20 protein-coding genes are annotated in these 20,270 nt (G+C 31.1%); 4 read left to right on the plus strand and 16 right to left on the minus strand.

The window, feature by feature from the left end; genetic code table 11:
- Positions 1 to 10: 10 nt before the first annotated feature.
- The 14 genes from ACEN92_RS09390 to ACEN92_RS09455 form a co-directional block, all read right to left on the minus strand.
- Entirely contained in the window at positions 11 to 757 is a 747-nt protein-coding gene (locus tag ACEN92_RS09390; RefSeq protein WP_495642105.1) for a glycosyltransferase family 2 protein, read from the minus strand.
- Between the two features lie 28 nt (positions 758 to 785).
- Positions 786 to 1,604, minus strand: a complete 819-nt coding sequence (locus ACEN92_RS09395; RefSeq protein ID WP_495642106.1) for a glycosyltransferase family 2 protein — start codon at positions 1,602 to 1,604, stop codon at positions 786 to 788.
- A 33-nt stretch (positions 1,605 to 1,637) separates the two neighbouring features.
- Positions 1,638 to 2,177, minus strand: a complete 540-nt coding sequence (locus ACEN92_RS09400) for an LbetaH domain-containing protein (RefSeq protein WP_495642107.1) — start codon at positions 2,175 to 2,177, stop codon at positions 1,638 to 1,640.
- Complete coding sequence (locus tag ACEN92_RS09405; RefSeq protein ID WP_495642108.1) at positions 2,177 to 3,349, minus strand: glycosyltransferase; 1,173 nt, start codon at positions 3,347 to 3,349, stop codon at positions 2,177 to 2,179. Before ACEN92_RS09405 ends, ACEN92_RS09400 begins: the two co-directional genes overlap by 1 nt.
- A gap of 26 nt (positions 3,350 to 3,375) precedes the next feature.
- Entirely contained in the window at positions 3,376 to 4,215 is an 840-nt protein-coding gene (locus ACEN92_RS09410; RefSeq protein ID WP_495642109.1) for a glycosyltransferase family 2 protein, read from the minus strand.
- On the minus strand, positions 4,212 to 4,922 hold the full coding sequence (locus tag ACEN92_RS09415; RefSeq protein ID WP_495642110.1) for an LbetaH domain-containing protein: 711 nt from the start codon (positions 4,920 to 4,922) through the stop codon (positions 4,212 to 4,214). Before ACEN92_RS09415 ends, ACEN92_RS09410 begins: the two co-directional genes overlap by 4 nt.
- Entirely contained in the window at positions 4,919 to 6,289 is a 1,371-nt protein-coding gene (locus ACEN92_RS09420) for a hypothetical protein (protein ID WP_495642111.1), read from the minus strand. Before ACEN92_RS09420 ends, ACEN92_RS09415 begins: the two co-directional genes overlap by 4 nt.
- A complete protein-coding gene (locus ACEN92_RS09425; RefSeq protein WP_495642112.1) occupies positions 6,279 to 7,505 on the minus strand; it encodes a glycosyltransferase family 4 protein in 1,227 nt (408 codons plus the stop codon). The genes ACEN92_RS09420 and ACEN92_RS09425 overlap by 11 nt, the downstream gene beginning before the upstream one ends.
- 45 nt (positions 7,506 to 7,550) lie before the next feature.
- Positions 7,551 to 8,156, minus strand: coding sequence for an acyltransferase (locus tag ACEN92_RS09430; RefSeq protein WP_495642113.1), 606 nt, complete (start codon positions 8,154 to 8,156; stop codon positions 7,551 to 7,553).
- A gap of 10 nt (positions 8,157 to 8,166) precedes the next feature.
- Positions 8,167 to 9,459: a lipopolysaccharide biosynthesis protein gene (locus ACEN92_RS09435; RefSeq protein ID WP_495642114.1), complete on the minus strand. Its 1,293-nt coding sequence runs from the start codon at positions 9,457 to 9,459 to the stop codon at positions 8,167 to 8,169.
- Positions 9,460 to 9,575: 116 nt separating this feature from the next.
- On the minus strand, positions 9,576 to 10,658 hold the full coding sequence (gmd, locus tag ACEN92_RS09440; RefSeq protein ID WP_495642115.1) for a GDP-mannose 4,6-dehydratase: 1,083 nt from the start codon (positions 10,656 to 10,658) through the stop codon (positions 9,576 to 9,578).
- 74 nt (positions 10,659 to 10,732) lie between these two features.
- The gene (locus tag ACEN92_RS09445; RefSeq protein WP_495642116.1) at positions 10,733 to 11,683 is read right to left on the minus strand and encodes a GDP-L-fucose synthase family protein; all 951 of its coding nucleotides are present in this window, start codon (positions 11,681 to 11,683) and stop codon (positions 10,733 to 10,735) included.
- A gap of 1 nt (position 11,684) precedes the next feature.
- The gene (locus ACEN92_RS09450) at positions 11,685 to 12,113 is read right to left on the minus strand and encodes an adenylyltransferase/cytidyltransferase family protein (protein WP_495642117.1); all 429 of its coding nucleotides are present in this window, start codon (positions 12,111 to 12,113) and stop codon (positions 11,685 to 11,687) included.
- Between the two features lie 47 nt (positions 12,114 to 12,160).
- Complete coding sequence (locus tag ACEN92_RS09455; RefSeq protein WP_495642118.1) at positions 12,161 to 12,778, minus strand: hypothetical protein; 618 nt, start codon at positions 12,776 to 12,778, stop codon at positions 12,161 to 12,163.
- 563 nt (positions 12,779 to 13,341) lie between these two features.
- On the opposite strand from ACEN92_RS09455, the gene ACEN92_RS09460 reads away from it, so the two are divergent.
- The 3 genes from ACEN92_RS09460 to ACEN92_RS09470 all read left to right on the plus strand — a co-directional run bounded on the left by ACEN92_RS09460 (position 13,342) and on the right by ACEN92_RS09470 (position 16,757).
- Positions 13,342 to 14,307, plus strand: coding sequence for a T9SS C-terminal target domain-containing protein (locus ACEN92_RS09460; protein WP_495642119.1), 966 nt, complete (start codon positions 13,342 to 13,344; stop codon positions 14,305 to 14,307).
- Between the two features lie 92 nt (positions 14,308 to 14,399).
- Positions 14,400 to 16,262: an ABC-F family ATP-binding cassette domain-containing protein gene (locus ACEN92_RS09465; protein ID WP_495642120.1), complete on the plus strand. Its 1,863-nt coding sequence runs from the start codon at positions 14,400 to 14,402 to the stop codon at positions 16,260 to 16,262.
- 30 nt (positions 16,263 to 16,292) lie between these two features.
- Positions 16,293 to 16,757, plus strand: coding sequence for an FKBP-type peptidyl-prolyl cis-trans isomerase (locus ACEN92_RS09470; RefSeq protein WP_495642121.1), 465 nt, complete (start codon positions 16,293 to 16,295; stop codon positions 16,755 to 16,757).
- 78 nt (positions 16,758 to 16,835) lie between these two features.
- Here ACEN92_RS09470 and ACEN92_RS09475 read toward each other — a convergent pair whose 3' ends face one another.
- Positions 16,836 to 18,386 (minus strand): SDR family NAD(P)-dependent oxidoreductase, encoded by a 1,551-nt coding sequence (locus ACEN92_RS09475; RefSeq protein ID WP_495642335.1) that lies wholly within the window; start codon positions 18,384 to 18,386, stop codon positions 16,836 to 16,838.
- Between the two features lie 130 nt (positions 18,387 to 18,516).
- On the opposite strand from ACEN92_RS09475, the gene ACEN92_RS09480 reads away from it, so the two are divergent.
- Positions 18,517 to 19,296, plus strand: coding sequence for an O-methyltransferase (locus tag ACEN92_RS09480; RefSeq protein ID WP_495642122.1), 780 nt, complete (start codon positions 18,517 to 18,519; stop codon positions 19,294 to 19,296).
- Between the two features lie 52 nt (positions 19,297 to 19,348).
- On the opposite strand, the gene ACEN92_RS09485 is transcribed toward ACEN92_RS09480, so the two are convergent.
- Complete coding sequence (locus ACEN92_RS09485) at positions 19,349 to 20,014, minus strand: DUF6565 domain-containing protein (protein WP_495642123.1); 666 nt, start codon at positions 20,012 to 20,014, stop codon at positions 19,349 to 19,351.
- Between the last annotated feature and the right edge of the window lie 256 nt (positions 20,015 to 20,270).

Consider the following 20,270-nt stretch of genomic DNA (forward strand, 5'->3'; position numbering starts at 1 on the left):
TCATAACAAATTACTTTTTTACGTATTGTATTAAGGCTAATATTTTTTTTTGAAAAACTGCTTTTATACCTGATATCTGATGGAATTTGTAAATATTATAATCTTCTTTTAATACTTCAAACGCTCTTTTATAGTTTGTACTTAAACCTCCCATTCTCATTTTTACGATATAAGAATTGAGATAAGTCATGTTTATTTTATGTTTGAACAGATAACGCAATAAAAATTCTGTATCGGAGGCAATTTTAAAGTCTAAATTATATTTTCCATATTGTTCTATAATTGATTTTCTGATGTAAACTGTAGGATGTAATGGCAGCCATCCTTTTTTTAGTCTTTTATAATCATATTCACCACCAATCCTGTTTCTTACTATTTTCTGTTCCTCATCATTGGTAACATAAATCCCATTTCCATATACAGCATCCGTATCAGGATTATTTTTAAAAACTTCTGCTATTTTAGAAATTACCGTAGTATCATAAAAAACATCATCCGAATGCATTAATCCTATTATATCTCCGGTTGCCATACTTAATCCTTTATTAATGGCATCATACATTCCATTATCCTGTTCAGAAACATATTGACTAATTTGATCAGAATAAGATTCAATGATATCCTTAGTTCCGTCTGAAGAGTTTCCATCAACAACAATATATTCTATATTAGTATAGTCCTGATACAAAACACTTTTTATTGATTGCTCTATGGTTGCTTTTCGATTGTAACACACTGTAATAACGGAAACCTTCATAAATTATGATTAGTTAAGAAAAATTATTTTATTTTTTTTGACGGAGCAACTCTTTACTTTTCAGAACAATAAAATATTCATAAATGGATTGTAATGTAGCATAAGTTAAACCGGCACTTCCATCTAAAAATGCTCTTCTTACTACTACCATATAAAACCATTTTATTAAAGGACGTCCGGGTAATTTGTAAAACAATCCTTTTTGATGGTATCGCATTTCCGAAAAATCTTTATTAAAAATTGCTTTTTTTAATGAAAATTTCTCGTTACCTGTTTGTTCTTCCAACCATCTTTTAGCCTCCATTGTAGAATAACTATTATGTTTATCCAACCAATGACTGTATCCTTTGGAAAAAGGGTAATGATCGAAATATCCATCGATATCTTCAACTTTACCTTCGACCAATAAGACTTCATTTATTTCTCTATGATAATGAGCTTTCCCTATGCGAACAAGACGAATATAAAAAGGTGAAATTTGAGAATACTTTAACCAAGTACTACCCAGATAATCTTTACGCCTTATTCTAAACCCGTCTGTATTTTTATCAGCAAAATTTACATTTTCTAATAACTTTGGAACTAACTCTTGAGGAATTCGTTCATCTGCATCTAAAATAAAAACCCAATCGTATTTAAAATTTAAATTCAGAGAGGCATTTCTTTGTGAAGCATATCCATCAAAAACACGTTGTGTAACTATTGCCTCAGCATGTTTGGCAATTATTACTGTTTGATCTTCACTAAAGGAATCAAACACATGTATATCATCACTCCATGATACTGATTCTAAACAACCTGGTAAATCCCGCTCTTCGTTTTTAGTAAGAATAAGTATTGAAATCATAATTATTATATAGAGATAATTCTAACGAATAAATCAATCCGTTAATATTCTGTTTTTAATACACTTAGCTGGATTTCCGCCAACAATTGTCCATGGTTCTACATTTTTTACAACAACAGACCTGGCACCAACTATAGCACCTTCACCAATTACTGTATTGGTCATTATAAATACTTCAGCCGCAATCCATACAAAATCTTTAATTATTATTTCTCCTGCAACAAAAGGTAGATTTAAAGAATTCGTTTCGTGTGTAGCACTACACAAATAAGTTCTTTGAGAAACAGTTACCTTTTTCCCTATAATTGTTTTTCCAAAATGCAGCTGTACTCCAGGACCTAATGTAGAGTGAATGCCCATGCTTAGATTTCTTGGAGAAGGTATATAGGCCGAAGCATATATATTGCAATATTTACCTATGTCTGCACCAAAAAGTTTCAATAAAAAAACACGCCAGCTATTAAAAATAGGTAATGAAAACGGCTTGAATAAAAATAACGAAGTTATACGCCAAATTAGTCTATAAATCTTATCTGATTTAGGAATTGTATCAATATACTTGGGAATTTCCATTATATAAATTCTAATGTTTTAATAAAGTTATTAGCACAGGATCGAATATCAAATTTGCTTTGATAAGTACCATAAGCTTTATCTCCTTTTTCTGATAATTCAGCTTCTGATTGCTTCATTAAATCTGAAAGAACATTTTTTAAATCATTTTTTTCTTCCAAACTGGCAATCCATCCTCCTCCTCCTTCACAAATCTCCTTCCAAATGTTGATGTGTTTTGTGATTAAAACCGGTTTTTTACAAGCCATAGCTTCAACAATGGCAATCCCAAAATTTTCCTGATGACTTGGCAATAAATAAGCTTCACAATTGTAAAAAGCACCCCATTTTGCATTGCCTGTTAACATTCCGGAAAAATGTATCTTTGAATTTTCAGTTGATAAACGAATCATCTCTTGAGCATAATCTGATTCTATAGGTCCTGCAATAATTAAATCAGGCAGATAATGAGTTTCCTTACTTAATTCATTATATGCATCTATTAATAAATCCACACCTTTTTTTTGGTGAATCCTACTCAAAAAAAGTATATATTTCCTGTTTTTGATTTCAGGACAGGCTTTATAAAATTCTTCTTTAAAACTAAGATTATTTTCAGGGGGTGCCTGGATACCATATCCCACATTAAAGACTTTTTTAGGTTTATAGTCCTTAAAAGTAGTAGCTGCCAATCTCAATTCTTCTTCGCAGGTATAAAAGACAGTGTCAGCGTTGTTAATACATTTTTTTTCTATAAAAGACCAAACTAATTTATTTCTCAATGCTTTCCATTTTCTTTCAGGAGTTTTTTGAAAATAAGGATCCAACATACCATGAGGCATAATGATTACTTTTGGAGTTTTTAGATTTTGCTTCTTCAGTAATTTTATTGTTTTGTAAACTGCCAAATTATGATACTGCCAAAGCCCGTGGACAATAACAAAATCATACTTTAAAATATTATTTTTCAACCATTTTAATAACTCCGGCTGATATTGATAAGAAGTTTTACCACTACCAACTTTATAAATAGTAAAACCATCAGTTACTGGATAATTACTATTCTCATCATCCATACAAACCACCTCAGTTGTAATTCCTTCTTTTTGAAAATAAGGTATAGCATTACGAATCCCTTGACATGGGCCACCGTTACTAGGGTGCATTGATGAAATAACACGAAGGATTTTCATTGTATTAATTGGTTATTTTAATGAATTTAAACATAACGATTACCAAATAGAAGTTTGTTCAATTTATCTGGAATTAGGTTTATAAAATGCAAAAAAATGAAATAGGATATAGCATTGAATGTTCCAAAATATTTATTTCTGTAATAAAAAATAATTTTCGGATTAGCTCCTAAAGGAGAATATAACTTTTTAAATCTTTTTAAAATAGTAGTACTATTTTGCCTTATTCGGCAAATATCATTTTTATCACCACTTGCAATTGCAATTCTGGTAGTATAAACACCAATACCTTTATTTTGTGCTCTCAAACCGTAATCAACATCTCCTAAATCATGGTGATAATGAATATCTAAGTTCCCTAAAACTTTATAAACTTCTTTAGGTATAATAACAACATTTCCATTCAGGTTTTTAATAGGATTTAGCTTCCCATTTGGTTGAATCAGTTTCTTATTAGAATCAAAACCTCCATATAAAGTGTTTTTCTTATCACAAGTTTCAATAATTCCTGATATAATAGCTTTGTTTTCTGTCAGTTCTAAGCATGAAAAAAGCTCATCAAAACAATTCTCATAAATAACAACATCATCATTTAACCAAAGATAATACTCATAATTATTTTGGGCTGCATGTTCCCAAGCCAAACGCATGCCTTTATTCCAAAATAAATTACCTGATCCTTTAATTAAATTTACTTGAGGAAAATCTGTTAATACTGCTTTGCTAGTACCATCTGTTGAACCATCGTCAACTAAATATACATTTAAATCATTTTTAAGCTTAAAAAGCTGATTTAAGCAATTTATTGTTTTTTCTTTTCTATTAAAACAGGTTAATAAAACAGCTATACTTTGTTTTGGGTTCATTTGTTGTTATCAAATTTTGAAGTATCTTCCAAATTTTCGAATATTCTTTTTTTATTTTCTCCGATTAATCTGGCAGGAAAGCCACCAATAACAGAGTTCTGTGGGAGATTTAGATAGTTTTTATTGCATAAACTATTTGAAGCTATAATAAAATAATCAGGAGTTTTAGTTCCTTTCATAACAGTTATTCGGTTACCAAACCAGTTATATGAACCAATTTCAACACACCCAATCTTATCATCTATTGAATTATCTGTAACATCTTTAATATAATGAAAATTAGTATCGAAAATTTGACATTCCCAACTGAAATCAATTTCATCTTTGAACAAAATACTATTTTCACAAAAAACCTTACTTAAAGCTCCAATCCGTACATTATTACCCGTAGACAAAACACCTTTTTTTTCGACTCGTAATAAGCAACCATGTCCCACTTCTAAAATACCCTCTATTTTAAGAACTCCTTTTAAATCAATAATAGTAGTGTGACGTGAAAACATTTCTGAACCTCTACCACCAATTCTAATCATTCCTCTGGTTATTTTTGGACTATTCAAGATTACTTTGCCGGATAAGTCTTCAAATCTAATTTTATAATAAAAATCGAAAGGAAGTTTAACTGCCTGAGAAAATGGCAGCATCTTAAAATTAAAATAAATTATTGCAAAGAAATTATGTGCTAAAATTTTATATATTTTACTCATTTAGATGTATATAAAAATTCACTTCTATTCTTTTTATTAAACGATAATTTTGAATAATTACTATATGTTTTTATTCTATCATTATATTTTATTCTTTTTAAAGAAGCCATAATTAAACCTATTATTAAAGTAAAAAAACCCAAAGAAGTAGGTTGAGACAATTGACCTTGCATAATTATTACACATCCAAAACTAAGCAACATCCAAGATAAATAATCATTTTCTTTAATTTTTTTCATAGATTGAACAAAAAAATCAAATACCATTTTGATTCTAAAAAAAATAAAAGCAAAACCAAATATCAATCCCATTTCTGAAATACTTTTTATCCATTCAAAATCGGCGACTTTATAATTTTTAATGCCAAATGTTTGAATTCCTACATTTGAATACATACCAAGTCCTTCACCAAAAAAAGTCGTTTCATTAGATGAAATCATATCTAAAGATGTTCCAAGAGTTCTATTAATGAGGGAATCTTTGATACCTCCTTCTGTTTCATTAGCATTTTCAAATCTTGACGAGAAAGCTTCTAATGCTGTAACGACATACTTGTTATCAGCAAAAATCATAACTACTAAACAACTGAAAAAGAATACCAAAATAAAATTCTTAAGAGACTTTGGTTTCCTAAATAAAATAAATAATAAAAAAATTAGAGATAGAATATTTTGAAAGAAAACCGTTCTGCTAATGGTAAATGGTATAGATAGCGTAATTGCTATAATACAAAAAAACAAAACAGTTTTTTTTAGATATTTCGGCTCGAGAATAAAATAAAATGTAAATGCGGATGCTAATCCATAAAACAATGTCAAACCGTTAATAAAAGAAAAAGTACCTGAGGAACGAAAAAACCCTAAGGCTCCTCCAAAACCACTTCCTTCTATGTCGTTACCAACACCTCTGTTTATCCAAGCACTTTGTGGACTATAAAATTGTAAAATTAAAATTATAGTCATTGGAATGAGTAAGTACATCATTACGATTCCAATTTTAATTACTAACCTTCTGTCAAAAATTGTCCCAATAATAAATGCAACTGGTAAATGCAAAATAAATGGCCTAATCCCAAAAAGAGCAATTGGTAACGAACCATGCCCCACAACTAAAGTCATAATAAATGATAAAATTCCAAGTAAAGGAAATATAAAATATTTTTTATTTACCTCTGATAATAGATTACTTTTATAAGCTATAAAAATAATTACTACTGCAATTGGATCTCTTATAAGAATTAATTCATTTGACAATGAAGGTAGAAACCATTTTCGTAAAGCACCTTCAAAAATTAAAAGAAAAAAATATATCCAAATTGCAATTTCTATCCTTTTTTTAGATTTTTCTTTATTTGATTTATTTTTCATCCAAACTAATATTCGAAATAAAACCAGCAATTTCTAATTGATATTTTTCCCAACTTCTTGTTTTTGATTTTTTCAACGCTTCTTCTCCTATTTCTTTAGTAAGTGCAGGATTCAACAAAATCATTTCAATGATTTCTTTTATCGCTTCACTAGATCTTGCAGGAACAACCCAACCATTTTTACCATGGTCAATTAATTCAAAGCCCGCACTGTTTTTTGTTGTAATAACTGGGAGTCCCTGTGACATCGCTTCAGAAATCACCATTCCAAAAGCATCAAGTAAAGTTGGAAATACTAATATATCATGTAGTCTCATTTGGTTAAGAACTTTATCATTTGACATTGTTCCTAAATAAATATAATCTTTTAATTTATCATTTAAAATTTCAGTTTCCTTAGAAGGTAATGAACCTATTAATGAAAGTTCAACAAATTCTTTATATGGATCGACAGCCTCAAAAAGATAGGAAAGACCTTTAAGCTGTGATAAATTACCAACAAATAAAATCTTTAATTTTTTATTCTGTTTAAATTGAATGTTTTCAATAGATTTTGGAAAACCGTATGGAATTACAACCGTTTTCTCTTTAAAATGCAATGGAACTGAATCGGCGCAAAATTGACTGGCCACAATAATACTATCAGCCATTTCAAGCTCAAGTTCAAGTCTATCTTTATGTTCATATTCTAAAAGAGAGATATTAATACTATTAGACCAAATTGGATTATCTTCAATTTCTTGCTTTGCTACATTTTCAAAAAAACTCCAATAACAACCATGCTGCTCATATATTTTATAAATATTGTGCTTCGAGGCTTCACAAAAAGTATGATAAGCTGTTCCCGCATAAGAATAAATTATATCTGCATCACTTTTGAATAAATTTTTAGCAACAAAACAATCAAAATCTTCAAATACATTTTGAACTGAAAATTTTGAATTAGGAGACTTATAAAATTTTGTCATCTTAAATTTAACAAACAATAATCTTAATAGTTCAAGATTAGGATGATATTTAATCTTTCCTTTTAATTGTGTTGAATAAGATCTTCTGGAAATATCTTTAAATACACCAAAATTCAGTTTATTCAAAATACTATCTTCATAAATCCCCAGAGAAGTATAAAACGTATCCAATAAGTTGCTTTTCTTCAAAGCTTCTACTGTATTTCTTGAATTTTGATTACCTGTAGGATGTGAAATAATAACTTTCATAAACTTTTTAACATCAGCGGTTCTTAATAAGTAACAATTTAATAATTAATCAATTTTAATATTAAATTTTCTTGCTTGCATATATTTTATAAGATCACCACCTAAAAGTGATGGAACAACTAAATTATTATGAACTTGTTTTCTAGTTTTTAAGTATACCGCCGGATTACCACTAATAACATTCATTGTTTCAACATCTCTAGCTACCAAAGCACCAGCAGCACAAACTGCACCATATGCTATTTTTCTACATGAAGGCAAAATAAAAGCTCGCGTAGCTATCCAGACGTAATCTTCTATTATAATGCCATACGATTTAAATTCCCAATCAGGCGAATCGATTGCATGGCTGCAAGTAAGAATTTCGACACCAGCCCCGATAATTACATTGTTGCCAATAAATACTTTTGCCCGTATATCTATTAAATCAGTTTGTATTGAGGTATTATTTCCTATTACAAGGTTACTATTTGCTTTTTTCGCCAACGAAAGAGGTAAGACTACATTCTCCCCAATTGCTGCACCATTTTTTCTTGCAATATATCTTGTGTAAGAATAATATAAATACTTTTTCAATCTTGCTCCTATTCCTAAGTAATAACGAAACAAGGATCTATTTTGAACATCAATCTCATATTTTGTTTTACTCATATATTCTTCTTTATACTGTTAATTTTTGCAGTCTAAAATAGGAATACCCACCGTGCATTATTACGAGTACAGCTGAGACTGCAATGTTGAATATCAAGATTCCTTTTAAATTTATAATATCAAAAATAAAAGCACCCAAGAGTATTGATAACAAATTAATACCTATACTCAAAATTGGATTTATGACCCAACCTCTTCCTCTGCAAAGTGCATAAATTATGGTTGAAGTAATGTTCAGACAAAAAATGATTACCGTTAAAATTAATTCAGAATCCAGATTTTTATAACTATTACCTAACAACCAAATTATTTGGTTTGAAAAAAGCCAGCTAAAAAAAACAATTGCAAAACTAACACTCAATAAAAGCAATTGAATTTGTATCATTTTTTTTTGCAATTCTTTTTTTACTTCAGGTAGTCTGGAATATCGAGGTACAATTATCGTATTAAATACGATAGTAAACAAAGATAAAATGGCGCCAATTCTAAATAATGCTCCAACTTGTGCTATTGAAGCAGTTGCACCTACAATAGATAAAATCCAGACCGTTATATTGGTAGAAAAAATATTATATACATCGCCTGGCAAAATACGTTTGACCATTTGTAATATATTTCTTTTTATTATAACATTCTCTTTTTGATTTGAATTTACAAACTTATCGGATATTTTTTTTAGTTTAAAGTTTGCTATTATCCTTGGAATTCCTGTAGTAATTATAGCAATTGGTGTAAAAGGAATAAAAAAAACAGCGGGAATAGTTAATAATAACCTGCCAATATTTGCCATTACTTGATTTTTTTGTAAGGGCTTGATATCCTGATGCAATTTAGGTGCAATTTCCAGTAAGGAATCCGAAAGATTAGCATAAAAAACAGGAATTAATGACAGTAATATAAAAAGAGCATAATACCAACTAGCATTATTATGCATCAATAGATAAACCAATACTGAACCTGCAATTAAAATACTACCTATAGCAAATTTCTTTCTAAGACACATTCCAGTAGTAATAACTGCACCTAATTTATCTTTATCTTGCCAAACTTTTCCTCCTTCTGCAATTACTCCTGAAACAATCCCTCCATCTGCTAAAATATTCATAGCACCCAACATTGTATTAGCAAGTGTATAAATCGCATATTCTGCAATTGAAAAATTTCTAATGATAAAAATACCACACCCAAAGCTAATAATCTGAATTAAAACCTGGGCTCCCCCTGTAATACTTATTAATTTTCCCCACTGCATCCAATTATTATATTTAGGATGTGCTTTGAGTTTGGAAAATTTATCCTTCATAAGTAATTTGAGCTAATTGACTAATCATATATTGGCTTGCTCTTAGACCTTTTTTATTTGAGAATAATATTTTAAGCTAGTCCAGCTGCTTAAAGCCACTTTCTTTTATTATCGTTTTAAAACAACTTTAAATCGCTTGCTACCATCTCTTTTACCAAAGAGGCCAAATCGTATTGAGGCTTCCAACCTAGTTTAGTTTTGGATTTTGTTGGATCTCCAATTAGTAGATCTACTTCTGTAGGACGATAATATTCCGGATCTACACGCACTACTACTTTCCCTTTTTCTAATTGATATAACGGATTGTTGCAGGCTATAATTTTAGCTACTTCACTTTCATTTTCTCCTTCAAAAGTCAGTTCTATTCCAACTTCCGCAAAAGCCATAATCACGAAATCTCTAATGTAAGTAGTTACTCCTGTGGCTATCACATAATCTTCAGGCGTATCTTGTTGCAAAATTCTCCACATTGCTTCGACATAATCTTTTGCATGTCCCCAATCTCTTTGTGAATTTAGATTCCCTAGGTAAAGACATTCTTGTTTTCCTTTTGCAATAGCAGCTGTTGCCATAGTTATTTTACGCGTTACAAAAGTTTCTCCTCGACGTGGAGATTCATGATTGAAAAGAATTCCATTACATGCAAACATGTTATAGGCTTCCCTGTAATTTTTAGTAATCCAAAAACCATAAATTTTAGCGGCACCGTACGGAGAACGTGGGTAAAATGGTGAGTTTTCATCATAAAATCCCTTTTCATTTTTATTTTCTGTCATTCCCCCATAAAGCTCAGAAGTGGAAGCCTGATAAACTCTGGTTTTTTCACATAATCCTAATAACCTTACTGCTTCTAATATTCTTAAAGTACCTATTCCGTCAACGTTAGCCACATACTCAGGAGAATCAAAAGATACTTTTACATGAGACATCGCTCCTAAATTATAAATCTCATCAGGTTGTACTTCCTGAATTATTCTAATAATATTAGTAGAATCAGTCAAATCTCCATAATGCAGCTTAAAATTAACATGTACTTCGTGTTGATCCTGATAAATATGATCAATTCGTTGTGTATTAAAAGAAGATGCACGTCTTTTGACTCCGTGTACCTGATATCCTTTTTCTAATAATAATTCGGCTAGATATGATCCATCCTGACCAGTGATTCCTGTTACAAGGGCTACTTTTTGTGTGCTCATATGTGTTTTTGTTAACTGCTTAATCGATTATTTTTTGATTAATGGTTAAAACTTTTAACCACTTACTTTTTTAATTACATTTTTACCTGCTTAAACGCTTGACTATTCTCTAAAAACCAATTATATGTTTTTTGAATTCCTTCCTGAAGTTCAGTTTTATGTTTCCAGCCTAAATCATGCATTTTGGTAACATCCATTAATTTTCTTGGAGTACCATCGGGCTTAGTAGAATCCCAGATAATTTCGCCTTTATGCCCTGTAATCTTTTGAATGGTTTCTGCCAAATCCTTAATGGTTAAATCCTCCCCTGTTCCTACATTATACAAATAGTCCGGTAATTTATTTTCTAAAGCAAAAACGACAGCCTGCGCCATATCATCTACGAATAAGAATTCACGCATCGGAGTTCCGCTTCCCCAAAGTGTTACGGGAGCATGATTGTTTTCTTTGGCTTCATGAAACTTTCGAATCATTGCCGGCAGAACATGTGATGTATTTAAGTCAAAATTATCATGTGTACCATACAAATTAGTTGGCATCAAACTCACATAGTCCTTTCCAAACTGATTCCTTATGGCCTGACATGTTTTTACTCCGGTAATTTTGGCAATTGCATACCACTCATTAGTTGGCTCTAAGGTATCCGTTAATAAATAATCTTCCTTCAAAGGCTGTGGTGCTAATTTTGGATAAATACAAGAGCTTCCCAAAAAAATAAATTTCTCTACATTATTTTGTAAAGCCGAATCGATCAGGTTATTCTGGATTTGCATATTTTCCATAATAAATTGATATGGATAATCATTGTTAGCCAAAATTCCGCCTACACGAGCAGCGGCATCAATAATAACTTCAGGATTTTCCTTAGCTATAAAATCCCGAACGGCCTGCTGATTTCGGAGATCTAATTCTTTACTGGAAACTCCTATTAGATTTGTAAATCCTTTATTAATGAGTGTTCTCCATATAGCACTTCCCACCATTCCGTTGTGTCCTGCAATGTAAATTTTCGTATTACTTTTCATTTTACTTAATTACCTTTAATGCTTCTTTTTCAGCTACAACTTTTCTTAGTCCACTACTTGAAAAACGATGATCTCTTGTATTGAAATACAATTCAATTCCTTTAGACTCACAGTATTCACGACCAGTAAAGTTTTTCTCACGATATTCATCACCAATAATACGTACATCAATTTTAAATGAGCGTAAAATATCTTCTAAATCCTGTTCGGTAGCATAGGGAACAATTTCATTTACAAATTTACATCCTTTTAATTGAATATAACGTTCTACTACAGTTTGAGTAGGTCTGTTTTTTTCAGGCCGATCCAAAGTAGGATCAGTCTGCAATGCACAAATTAAATAATCACATTGACGTTTGGCTTCTTCCAACATCGTAATATGCCCGGCATGAAGCAAATCAAAAGCACTAAAAGTTATACCTATTTTCATTGATTATCTTTTTTATATGAAAATGTTTTAAAACAATCTCATTTAGATTAATAAGCAGAATCCGCATGGAAACGATTTTGTCCCAAAGCAACTATAAAACCAAAAGTAAGTCCCAGATTGCTGCCTGTTGCCTCTTTTCCAATTAAATCTCCATTATAATACAATTTTTGGCTCAACGTAGATTTATAGGTTAAGTCTGCAAAAAAAGAAACTTTCTCATTTAACGCAACATACGGTTTTACACCTATCATTAAAGCAGCTATTTTATCGCGATTGAAAAATTTGCTGGACATCACTCCAACTGCTGCTCCACCATGAACCAATAATCCAAATTGCCCTCCAGTATTTCTTGATAATTCAAGGGCATTCCCTAAATTATAACAAAGCTCTAAACCTCCCATTATTTGATCACTTTTTTGAATTCCATGACTAAACTGATCATAACTTAAAGACCCTAATACCCCAACATTTTCGTCAAACATATAACGTAATGATCCCTGACCATGAACTAGTGATATTGGACTGTTTTCACCAGATGGTGATACTCTTGATAAAGGTATGGCTAATCCAATTCCGGCTTCCATAAAAAGCTTATCATATCTTATTCTGTATTGAGCTTGTGAAACTGTAGTAATCAATAATAAGGCAAGAAATATTTTTTTCATAAGGGCAACTTTTAAAAATTTTTGTTATATAATAAATCGAGTGTTTTTTTGTGTTTTAGTCTTAACTGTAACGATCAAATTGCATTTTTAGCATAAGAATGTTGTATATGGATAGAAAAAATTAACATTTCTTTCTTTTTTTAACTTATAAAGCACACTTTACAATCACAGCTTCGCTATTCTAACTCCCATTTTAGAAATTAGAAAAAAATAAAATTTGTGCAAATGTATTGACAATTTTTAAGTATTAAACTTAAAATTAACAAAAAAAACTACGAATAAGACTCCTTATAACGACACTAATCTCAAAATCAACAACATATACTTCAATCCAAAAAATATCGGCTATTTTAACTAAAGATAACTAATTTTGTAAAGATAAGGCACGAAATGACATGTTTTTTAACCTTAAAAATCCTATATTAAATTAAATTGAAAATTGTCCTGTTAAAATTATGATTTCCATAAATTTATATACATTTATATATTATCAATCTAAATTTTCGAATTGAACTTTCTTTCAAAACATAACTTTTAAAATTTTAGTTTATTGCATCATATTTATGAAAATATCTTTTTTGTTTTTCTTTCTATCCATTACAACAACTTATAGTCAAGCTTTTGGCTGTACAGATTCTCTTTCAAAAAATTACAATTCTAATGCAACGCAAAACGACGGAAGCTGTTTGTATGAAACATTTAAAACAAAGCCACAGTATTCGATCAGATTGAATGATTCTATTAAAGAAACTTCAGGATTAATTGCTTTTGATAATTTATTATGGACGCATAATGACGATCATGATAAAACGATTTATGGACTGGATACTTTAGGAAAAATTAGAAAAAAAATTATTCTCGACAAAGCTGAGAATCATGATTGGGAGGAAATTTCACAAGACAGCAGTCATTTATATATTGGCGATTTTGGAAATAATTACAACGGAAACCGAACCGATTTACAGATTCTAAAAATCACAAAAAAGTCTTTTTTAGAAGAGAATCCAATTATTGATACCATTTCATTTTCATATTCAGACCAAACCGATTTTAAACTTCAAAAAGGAAACACAACCAATTTTGACTGTGAAGCTTTTATTGTATCAAAAGATAGTATTTATTTATTTTCTAAAGAATGGGGTGCTTCCAAAACCGGTATTTATGTTTTACCAAATCAGCCCGGAAGGTATATTGCGAAACTAAAAGAAACATTAAAAACAGAAGGTTTGGTAACAGGCGCTACTTATTTAGAGTCGAAAAAATTGATTGTACTTTGCGGGTATTCAAAAAAAGGAAAATCTTTTTTATTTCTTTTATATGATTTTAAAGATTATGATTTTTTATCAGGAAACAAACGAAAAATCAATCTCAAACTTCCATTCCATCAAATTGAAGGCATTGCAACAAGGGATGGTTTACATTATTATTTAACTAATGAATCCTTAATACGAAAACCAATTTTAAATGTCCCACAGCAAATTCATTATTTTAATTTAAGTCCTTTATTGAGTTCTTATCTCCATAAATAATTCGCAAATAGCAATATAATAGCTTACTTTTGCAAAAAAGTTGTGTTTTGTCAATATTCACAATTTATAATTTATAACTCATAATTTACAAAGTGAATTACCTATCTGTAGAAAATATATCGAAGTCGTTTGGGGAAAGAACCTTATTTGACAACATCTCATTCGGAATCAATAAAGATCAAAAAATCGCTTTTATTGCCAAAAATGGTTCCGGAAAAACAACCATCATGAGCATTATTAACGGTTTGGATGAACCGGATACAGGTCAGGTAGTTTTAAGAAAAGGCATCAGAATGGCTTTTCTTTCGCAAAACAACAATTTGCAGGAAGAACTGACTATCGAAGAAAGTATTTTCGCTTCGGACAATGAAACCCTTAAAGTAATTGAAGCTTATGAAAAGGCATTAGAAAATCCGGATGATGAAGAAGCGTATCAAAAAGCTTTTGACGGAATGGACCAGCATAATGCCTGGGACTTCGAGACACAATACAAACAGATCCTTTTCAAATTAAAGCTGGAAGATTTTAAACTAAAAGTAAAAAATCTTTCCGGGGGACAAAAGAAACGTCTTTCATTGGCTATCATTCTGATTAATCGTCCGGATTTATTGATTTTAGATGAGCCCACCAACCATTTAGATCTTGAAATGATCGAATGGCTTGAAAGTTATTTTGCTAAAGAAAACATTACCTTGTTTATGGTGACGCATGATCGTTTCTTTTTAGAGCGCGTTTGTAATGAAATCATTGAATTAGACAACGGAAAATTATACCAATACAAAGGAAATTATTCTTATTACTTAGAAAAGAAGGAAGAAAGAATTGCCTCTGAAAATGCAAGTGTTGATAAAGCCAAAAACTTATTTGTAAAAGAATTAGAATGGATGCGCCGTCAACCAAAGGCGAGAACTACAAAATCTAAATCACGTCAGGATGATTTTTACGTAATTAAGGAAAAGGCACAAAGCCGTCGTCTTGAAAATAAGGTCGAGCTTGAAATTAATATGGAACGTATGGGAAGCAAGATTATCGAGCTTCACAAAATTTCAAAAAAATTCAAGGATCATGTTATTCTGGACAATTTTAGTTTTGATTTTCAACGTGGAGAACGTATCGGAATTATTGGAAAAAACGGAACCGGAAAATCAACTTTTTTAAATCTGCTTACCGGAACGCTTCCTTTAGATAGCGGACGAGTTGTAAAAGGAGAAACCATAAAAGTAGGCTATTATACGCAAAGCGGAATCAATCCGAAACCAAATCAGCGTGTTATCGATATCATTAAAGAATACGGCGAATTTATTCCGCTTGCAAAAGGCAGAATGATTTCGGCTTCACAGTTGTTGGAACGTTTTCTTTTTGATGCTAAAAAACAATATGATTTTGTCGAAAAATTAAGCGGTGGCGAATTGAAACGTTTGTATTTATGTACCGTTTTGATTCAGAATCCAAACTTTTTGATTTTGGATGAGCCTACAAATGATTTAGATATTGTAACGCTAAACGTTTTGGAAAGTTTCCTTTTAGATTATCCGGGCTGCTTACTTGTTGTATCGCATGACCGTTATTTTATGGATAAAATTGTCGATCACTTATTTATTTTTAGAGGAAATGGTGAAATAGAGAGTTTCCCCGGAAACTATTCTGATTTCAGAGCTTATGAAGATAGTGCCGATGTTGCCCAAAAAGAAGAAAACAAAGCTGATAAGAAAGATTGGAAACAAAATAATCCGACAGGAAACCTGACTTTTAACGAACAAAAAGAATATCAAAAACTGGAAAAGGAAATTAAAGATTTAGAAATTGATAAAACGAAAATCGAACAATTATTCTCAGACGGAAAAGTTGCAGATGCCGATATCGAGAAAAAAGCTAATGAATTACAAAATATAATTAACAAAATAGATCAAAAAGAAGAACGCTGGTTTGAGCTTTCTGCGAAGATCGAAGGTTAGTTAATATTTATATTTTTAAAATTAAAATCCATGAAACACATTTTATCTGCCTTGACTATTATGATATTTTTTATTTCTTGTTCGAATGACAAACAAGGACCTCAAAAAACAGATTATACTGTTGAAAACGAAAAAGAAATCACAGATTATATCGCCAAAAATGATTTAACGGCCCAAAGAAGCGATTCTGGTTTGTATTATGTTATTGATGAACCAGGAGACGGAACCCAACCAACAGCAACTTCAAATGTAACGGTTGCCTATAAAGGATATTACACAGATGGAAAAATATTCGATCAAAGTAAAGCTGAAGGAATTGCTTTTGGATTAAACCAAGTTATTAAAGGATGGACAGAAGGCATTCAGTATTTTAAAACCGGAGGAAGCGGTATTCTTTTAGTTCCTTCACATTTAGGATATGGGCCTTATAATTACAGCGGAATTCCCGGAGGTTCAGTACTTATTTTTGATGTAAAATTAATTTCTGTTAATTAGAAAATATAGCTTTGAAGCAACAAAAACCACAACAAATAGTATCGGTTGTGGTTTTTTACTTAAAAATTGAGATTAATTTTACCAGGGAATTGGATTATAGTCTTTCAAAAACTTTCCACACCAATGTTTACCAGTATTAATACCATCAAACAAAGGATCCATAACTCTTGCAGCACCATCAACAATATCCAACGGCGGCTGAAAATCCTCTAGTTCCTGTTTCTTTTTTGCTAATTCTGCGGGATCTTCGTCAGTTACCCAACCCGTATCTACTGCATTCATAAAAATACCATGTTTCGCCAGCGTTCCTGAAGAAGTATGTGTAAGCATATTTAAAGCTGCTTTCGCCATATTAGTATGCGGATGACGGTCTTCCTTAAAAAAGCGATGAAATTTCCCCTCCATTGCCGAAACATTGATAATATGTTTTTGCCCTGTGTTGCCTTTCTTCATTACTTCCGAAAGGCGATTACATAATACAAAAGGAGCAACTGAATTCACCAATTGAACTTCAATCATTTCTGTCGTTTCTATTTGTCCCAGACGCAAACGCCAGCTATTTGTTTTTCTTAAATCTACTTGCTGTAAATCGGCATCCAATTCTCCTTCCGGAAAAACTTCATTTGCCACCAGGGCATTATCAAAAGAATATGGAATCTGAGATAATTTGGCCGAAGCACGTAACCCAATTCCCGGTTCCGGCTCATGCCATGTTACCGGCATATTTTGATTGGAAGAAGCACCTGCTGTCAATATTTTTAGCTCGTCAAGACAATTAGTATGATCCGATAATAACTCCTGAGCCTGCTTTGGCAAAGAACTTACTGATAGCTCCTCATTCTCTATCAAATGGGTATAAAATCCGGCAGGACGCCTCACTGTTTGTGCAGCATTATTGATCAGAATATCCAGACGCTCGTATTTTTGTTCAATAAAATTGCAAAAAATCTCTACACTGGGAATATGTCTTAAATCTAATCCGTGAATTTTTAATCGATGCCCCCACTCGATAAAATCATCTTCTTTAGAAAAACGCAGTGCAGAGTCAACAGGGAAACGGGTTGTTGCAATAACAGTTGCCCCAGCCCGCAAAAGCATCAAAGTAATATGATACCCAATTTTTAATCTCGAACCTGTAATAACAGCGACCTGTCCTTTTACATCAGCTGTTTGAAAACGTTTGGCATAATTAAAATCACCGCAATCAGTACACATTGTATCATAAAAATGATGCATTTTAGTGAAACCGACTTTACATACATAACAGTTTCTGGGCTTTTCTAATTCTAATCGTTCTTTGTGGACGAGATCATTAAAAGCTAATAATTTTGGAGCAACAAACACACTTGCTTCACGCGCATGACGAATTCCTGTTTCTTTTCGTGCTGTTTTGTCTTTCTTTTCCATTTTGCGTTTAGCGGCTTGCTTTCCATCTTTAATTCTTCTGGAAAACTCACCCCTATCTGGCCTCGAAAACATACCTGCAGCCTTAATCAAAGCTATTCTTTGCTCTTTCGGAATATCAAATATCTGATCTGTATCAGTATTCAATTGCGCCAGAATAGCAATGCATCGATCAATTTCTTCAGAAGTTATTACACTCTTATCCTCTATTTCTTCCTTTAACATCATAAAAATGTGTATTAATTTCAAGGTCGCAAATATAGTCTTTTAAGACACAATAAAACTTCTTAAAACCTATGCCTTTTGGGTATTGTCTTTGCTTTTGTATCTTCGCGACTACTTTGTAAATATTTCTATGCTATTTCAAATAAAATCATATATCAAATTCCTTTGGAACTCTAAGAATGAACATGCTGTTCACTCCCCGTTTGTATTTAATTTATTGACAAAGTGTTTTTATGATAAAAAACACAAACCTCAATTTTCGATCCTTAAGAAATATCGAAAATCACTCCTTGAAAATAAAAACTTTATTGAAATAACTGATTTTGGTGCAGGTTCAAAAGTTTTTAAATCAAACAGAAGGCAAATTTGTAAAATTGCAAAAACAGCAGGAATTTCCCCAAAACGATCTGAATTATTACTCAGGATAACTAATTATTTTAAACCTGAAACTATTCTTGAAATAGGAACATCGCTAGGTCTGGCAACTTCTGCTTTGGCGTTGGGAAATCCGAAAGCAAAAGTAATTACATTAGAAGGCTGTCCCGAAACTGCAAACCAATGCCAATTACAATTACAAAAATTCAATTTCAATAATGTAAATTCGATTGTAACAGAATTTGAATCATTTTTAATTTCTGAAAATCTAAATTCTAAAATCTACAATCTAATCTATTTTGACGGCAATCATTCTAAAAAAGCCACTTTAGCTTATTTTGAACTTTTATTACCGACTATCGACAATGATTCTGTTTGGATTTTTGATGACATTCATTGGTCTTTAGAAATGGAAAAAGCCTGGAAAATCATTCAAAACCACCCAAAAGTGACTGTTACAATAGATACTTTTCAATGGGGATTTGTTTTTTTCAGACGCGAACAGGAAAAAGAGCATTTTATAATTCGGGCATAAAAAAAATGACAACCATTTCTGATTGCCATTTTACTAAATAAAACCAATTAACCTATTTTTTAGCTGCAGCAGTTTCTTCAGATTTAGCTCCCATTCTGTTTAAAGTATACATTGGAGCAAATTTTACTTTCAAACCTGCAATTTTTCTATTATCTTCTGATGAAAGTCCTTCTTTTTCAACTGTATTTTTACGGCTGTCAAGTGCTTCATACATTAATTTAATTTCATCCCAGTCTTCACGGGAATAACTGTCCTTATTATCTTCTACAGTATGAACAAATTGTTGATAAACACTATGAATATTTTTTGCATTTACCCACGCAAAACTCATATCATCACCAATTTTTCCTTCGCCAAATAAAGCATTACGCAATTGTTGTTTAGCACTAGGACTAGGTGCCGGGGGGGCAAAAAGGGTCGCCATTTCATTTCTGAATTCTTCGTATTTTACCTTACTTGTATTTATTTTTTCAGTCTCAGCTTCATTTTCTTTGATTTCAGCAAGTGCCAGTTGAGCGTTTTCAGCTCTTCTGTTATATTCTGCCTCCACATCTTGCCAATTTTCTTTTAAATTGTCAGCTTTAACATTTTTTACAGAATCGACGTAGGTTACATAAGAATCGATTGTCTTTTTAGCTTGTTCTTGTTTTTCATCTTTACAAGATGTAAAGCTTAGAGTTATTAATAAGATTCCAGATAAAATTTGTATTTTCTTCATAATTTTGATTATTTAAATATTAGATAACAAATATAGTTAAAAAATTGAATAATTATATATTATTATCAATAAATTAATATTTATTTTATAAATAATTTAATTAAAATTGCAAAATATGATAATTATGTAAATTTAATTTAAAATAATATAACAACATATTTTTCAATTAAAGTATGCTTTTTTAATTAAACATTCTAATCCTTAATATACATGGATTTTGTAACAAAAATCAATTAATAGCTACTCATCGATTATT

It is taken from the genome of Flavobacterium sp. Flavsp81 (genome assembly GCF_059491325.1).

Bases quoted from the DNA above. Each gene is read 5' to 3' on its own strand.
- ACEN92_RS09390 (WP_495642105.1), bottom strand. From the start codon at position 757: ATGAAGGTTTCCGTTATTACAGTGTGTTACAATCGAAAAGCAACCATA.
- ACEN92_RS09395 (WP_495642106.1), bottom strand. From the start codon at position 1,604: ATGATTTCAATACTTATTCTTACTAAAAACGAAGAGCGGGATTTACCA.
- ACEN92_RS09400 (WP_495642107.1), bottom strand. From the start codon at position 2,177: ATGGAAATTCCCAAGTATATTGATACAATTCCTAAATCAGATAAGATT.
- ACEN92_RS09405 (WP_495642108.1), bottom strand. From the start codon at position 3,349: ATGAAAATCCTTCGTGTTATTTCATCAATGCACCCTAGTAACGGTGGC.
- ACEN92_RS09410 (WP_495642109.1), bottom strand. From the start codon at position 4,215: ATGAACCCAAAACAAAGTATAGCTGTTTTATTAACCTGTTTTAATAGA.
- ACEN92_RS09415 (WP_495642110.1), bottom strand. From the start codon at position 4,922: ATGAGTAAAATATATAAAATTTTAGCACATAATTTCTTTGCAATAATT.
- ACEN92_RS09420 (WP_495642111.1), bottom strand. From the start codon at position 6,289: ATGAAAAATAAATCAAATAAAGAAAAATCTAAAAAAAGGATAGAAATT.
- ACEN92_RS09425 (WP_495642112.1), bottom strand. From the start codon at position 7,505: ATGAAAGTTATTATTTCACATCCTACAGGTAATCAAAATTCAAGAAAT.
- ACEN92_RS09430 (WP_495642113.1), bottom strand. From the start codon at position 8,156: ATGAGTAAAACAAAATATGAGATTGATGTTCAAAATAGATCCTTGTTT.
- ACEN92_RS09435 (WP_495642114.1), bottom strand. From the start codon at position 9,459: ATGAAGGATAAATTTTCCAAACTCAAAGCACATCCTAAATATAATAAT.
- gmd (WP_495642115.1), bottom strand. From the start codon at position 10,658: ATGAGCACACAAAAAGTAGCCCTTGTAACAGGAATCACTGGTCAGGAT.
- ACEN92_RS09445 (WP_495642116.1), bottom strand. From the start codon at position 11,683: ATGAAAAGTAATACGAAAATTTACATTGCAGGACACAACGGAATGGTG.
- ACEN92_RS09450 (WP_495642117.1), bottom strand. From the start codon at position 12,113: ATGAAAATAGGTATAACTTTTAGTGCTTTTGATTTGCTTCATGCCGGG.
- ACEN92_RS09455 (WP_495642118.1), bottom strand. From the start codon at position 12,778: ATGAAAAAAATATTTCTTGCCTTATTATTGATTACTACAGTTTCACAA.
- ACEN92_RS09460 (WP_495642119.1), top strand. From the start codon at position 13,342: ATGAAAATATCTTTTTTGTTTTTCTTTCTATCCATTACAACAACTTAT.
- ACEN92_RS09470 (WP_495642121.1), top strand. From the start codon at position 16,293: ATGAAACACATTTTATCTGCCTTGACTATTATGATATTTTTTATTTCT.
- ACEN92_RS09475 (WP_495642335.1), bottom strand. From the start codon at position 18,386: ATGTTAAAGGAAGAAATAGAGGATAAGAGTGTAATAACTTCTGAAGAA.
- ACEN92_RS09480 (WP_495642122.1), top strand. From the start codon at position 18,517: ATGCTATTTCAAATAAAATCATATATCAAATTCCTTTGGAACTCTAAG.
- ACEN92_RS09485 (WP_495642123.1), bottom strand. From the start codon at position 20,014: ATGAAGAAAATACAAATTTTATCTGGAATCTTATTAATAACTCTAAGC.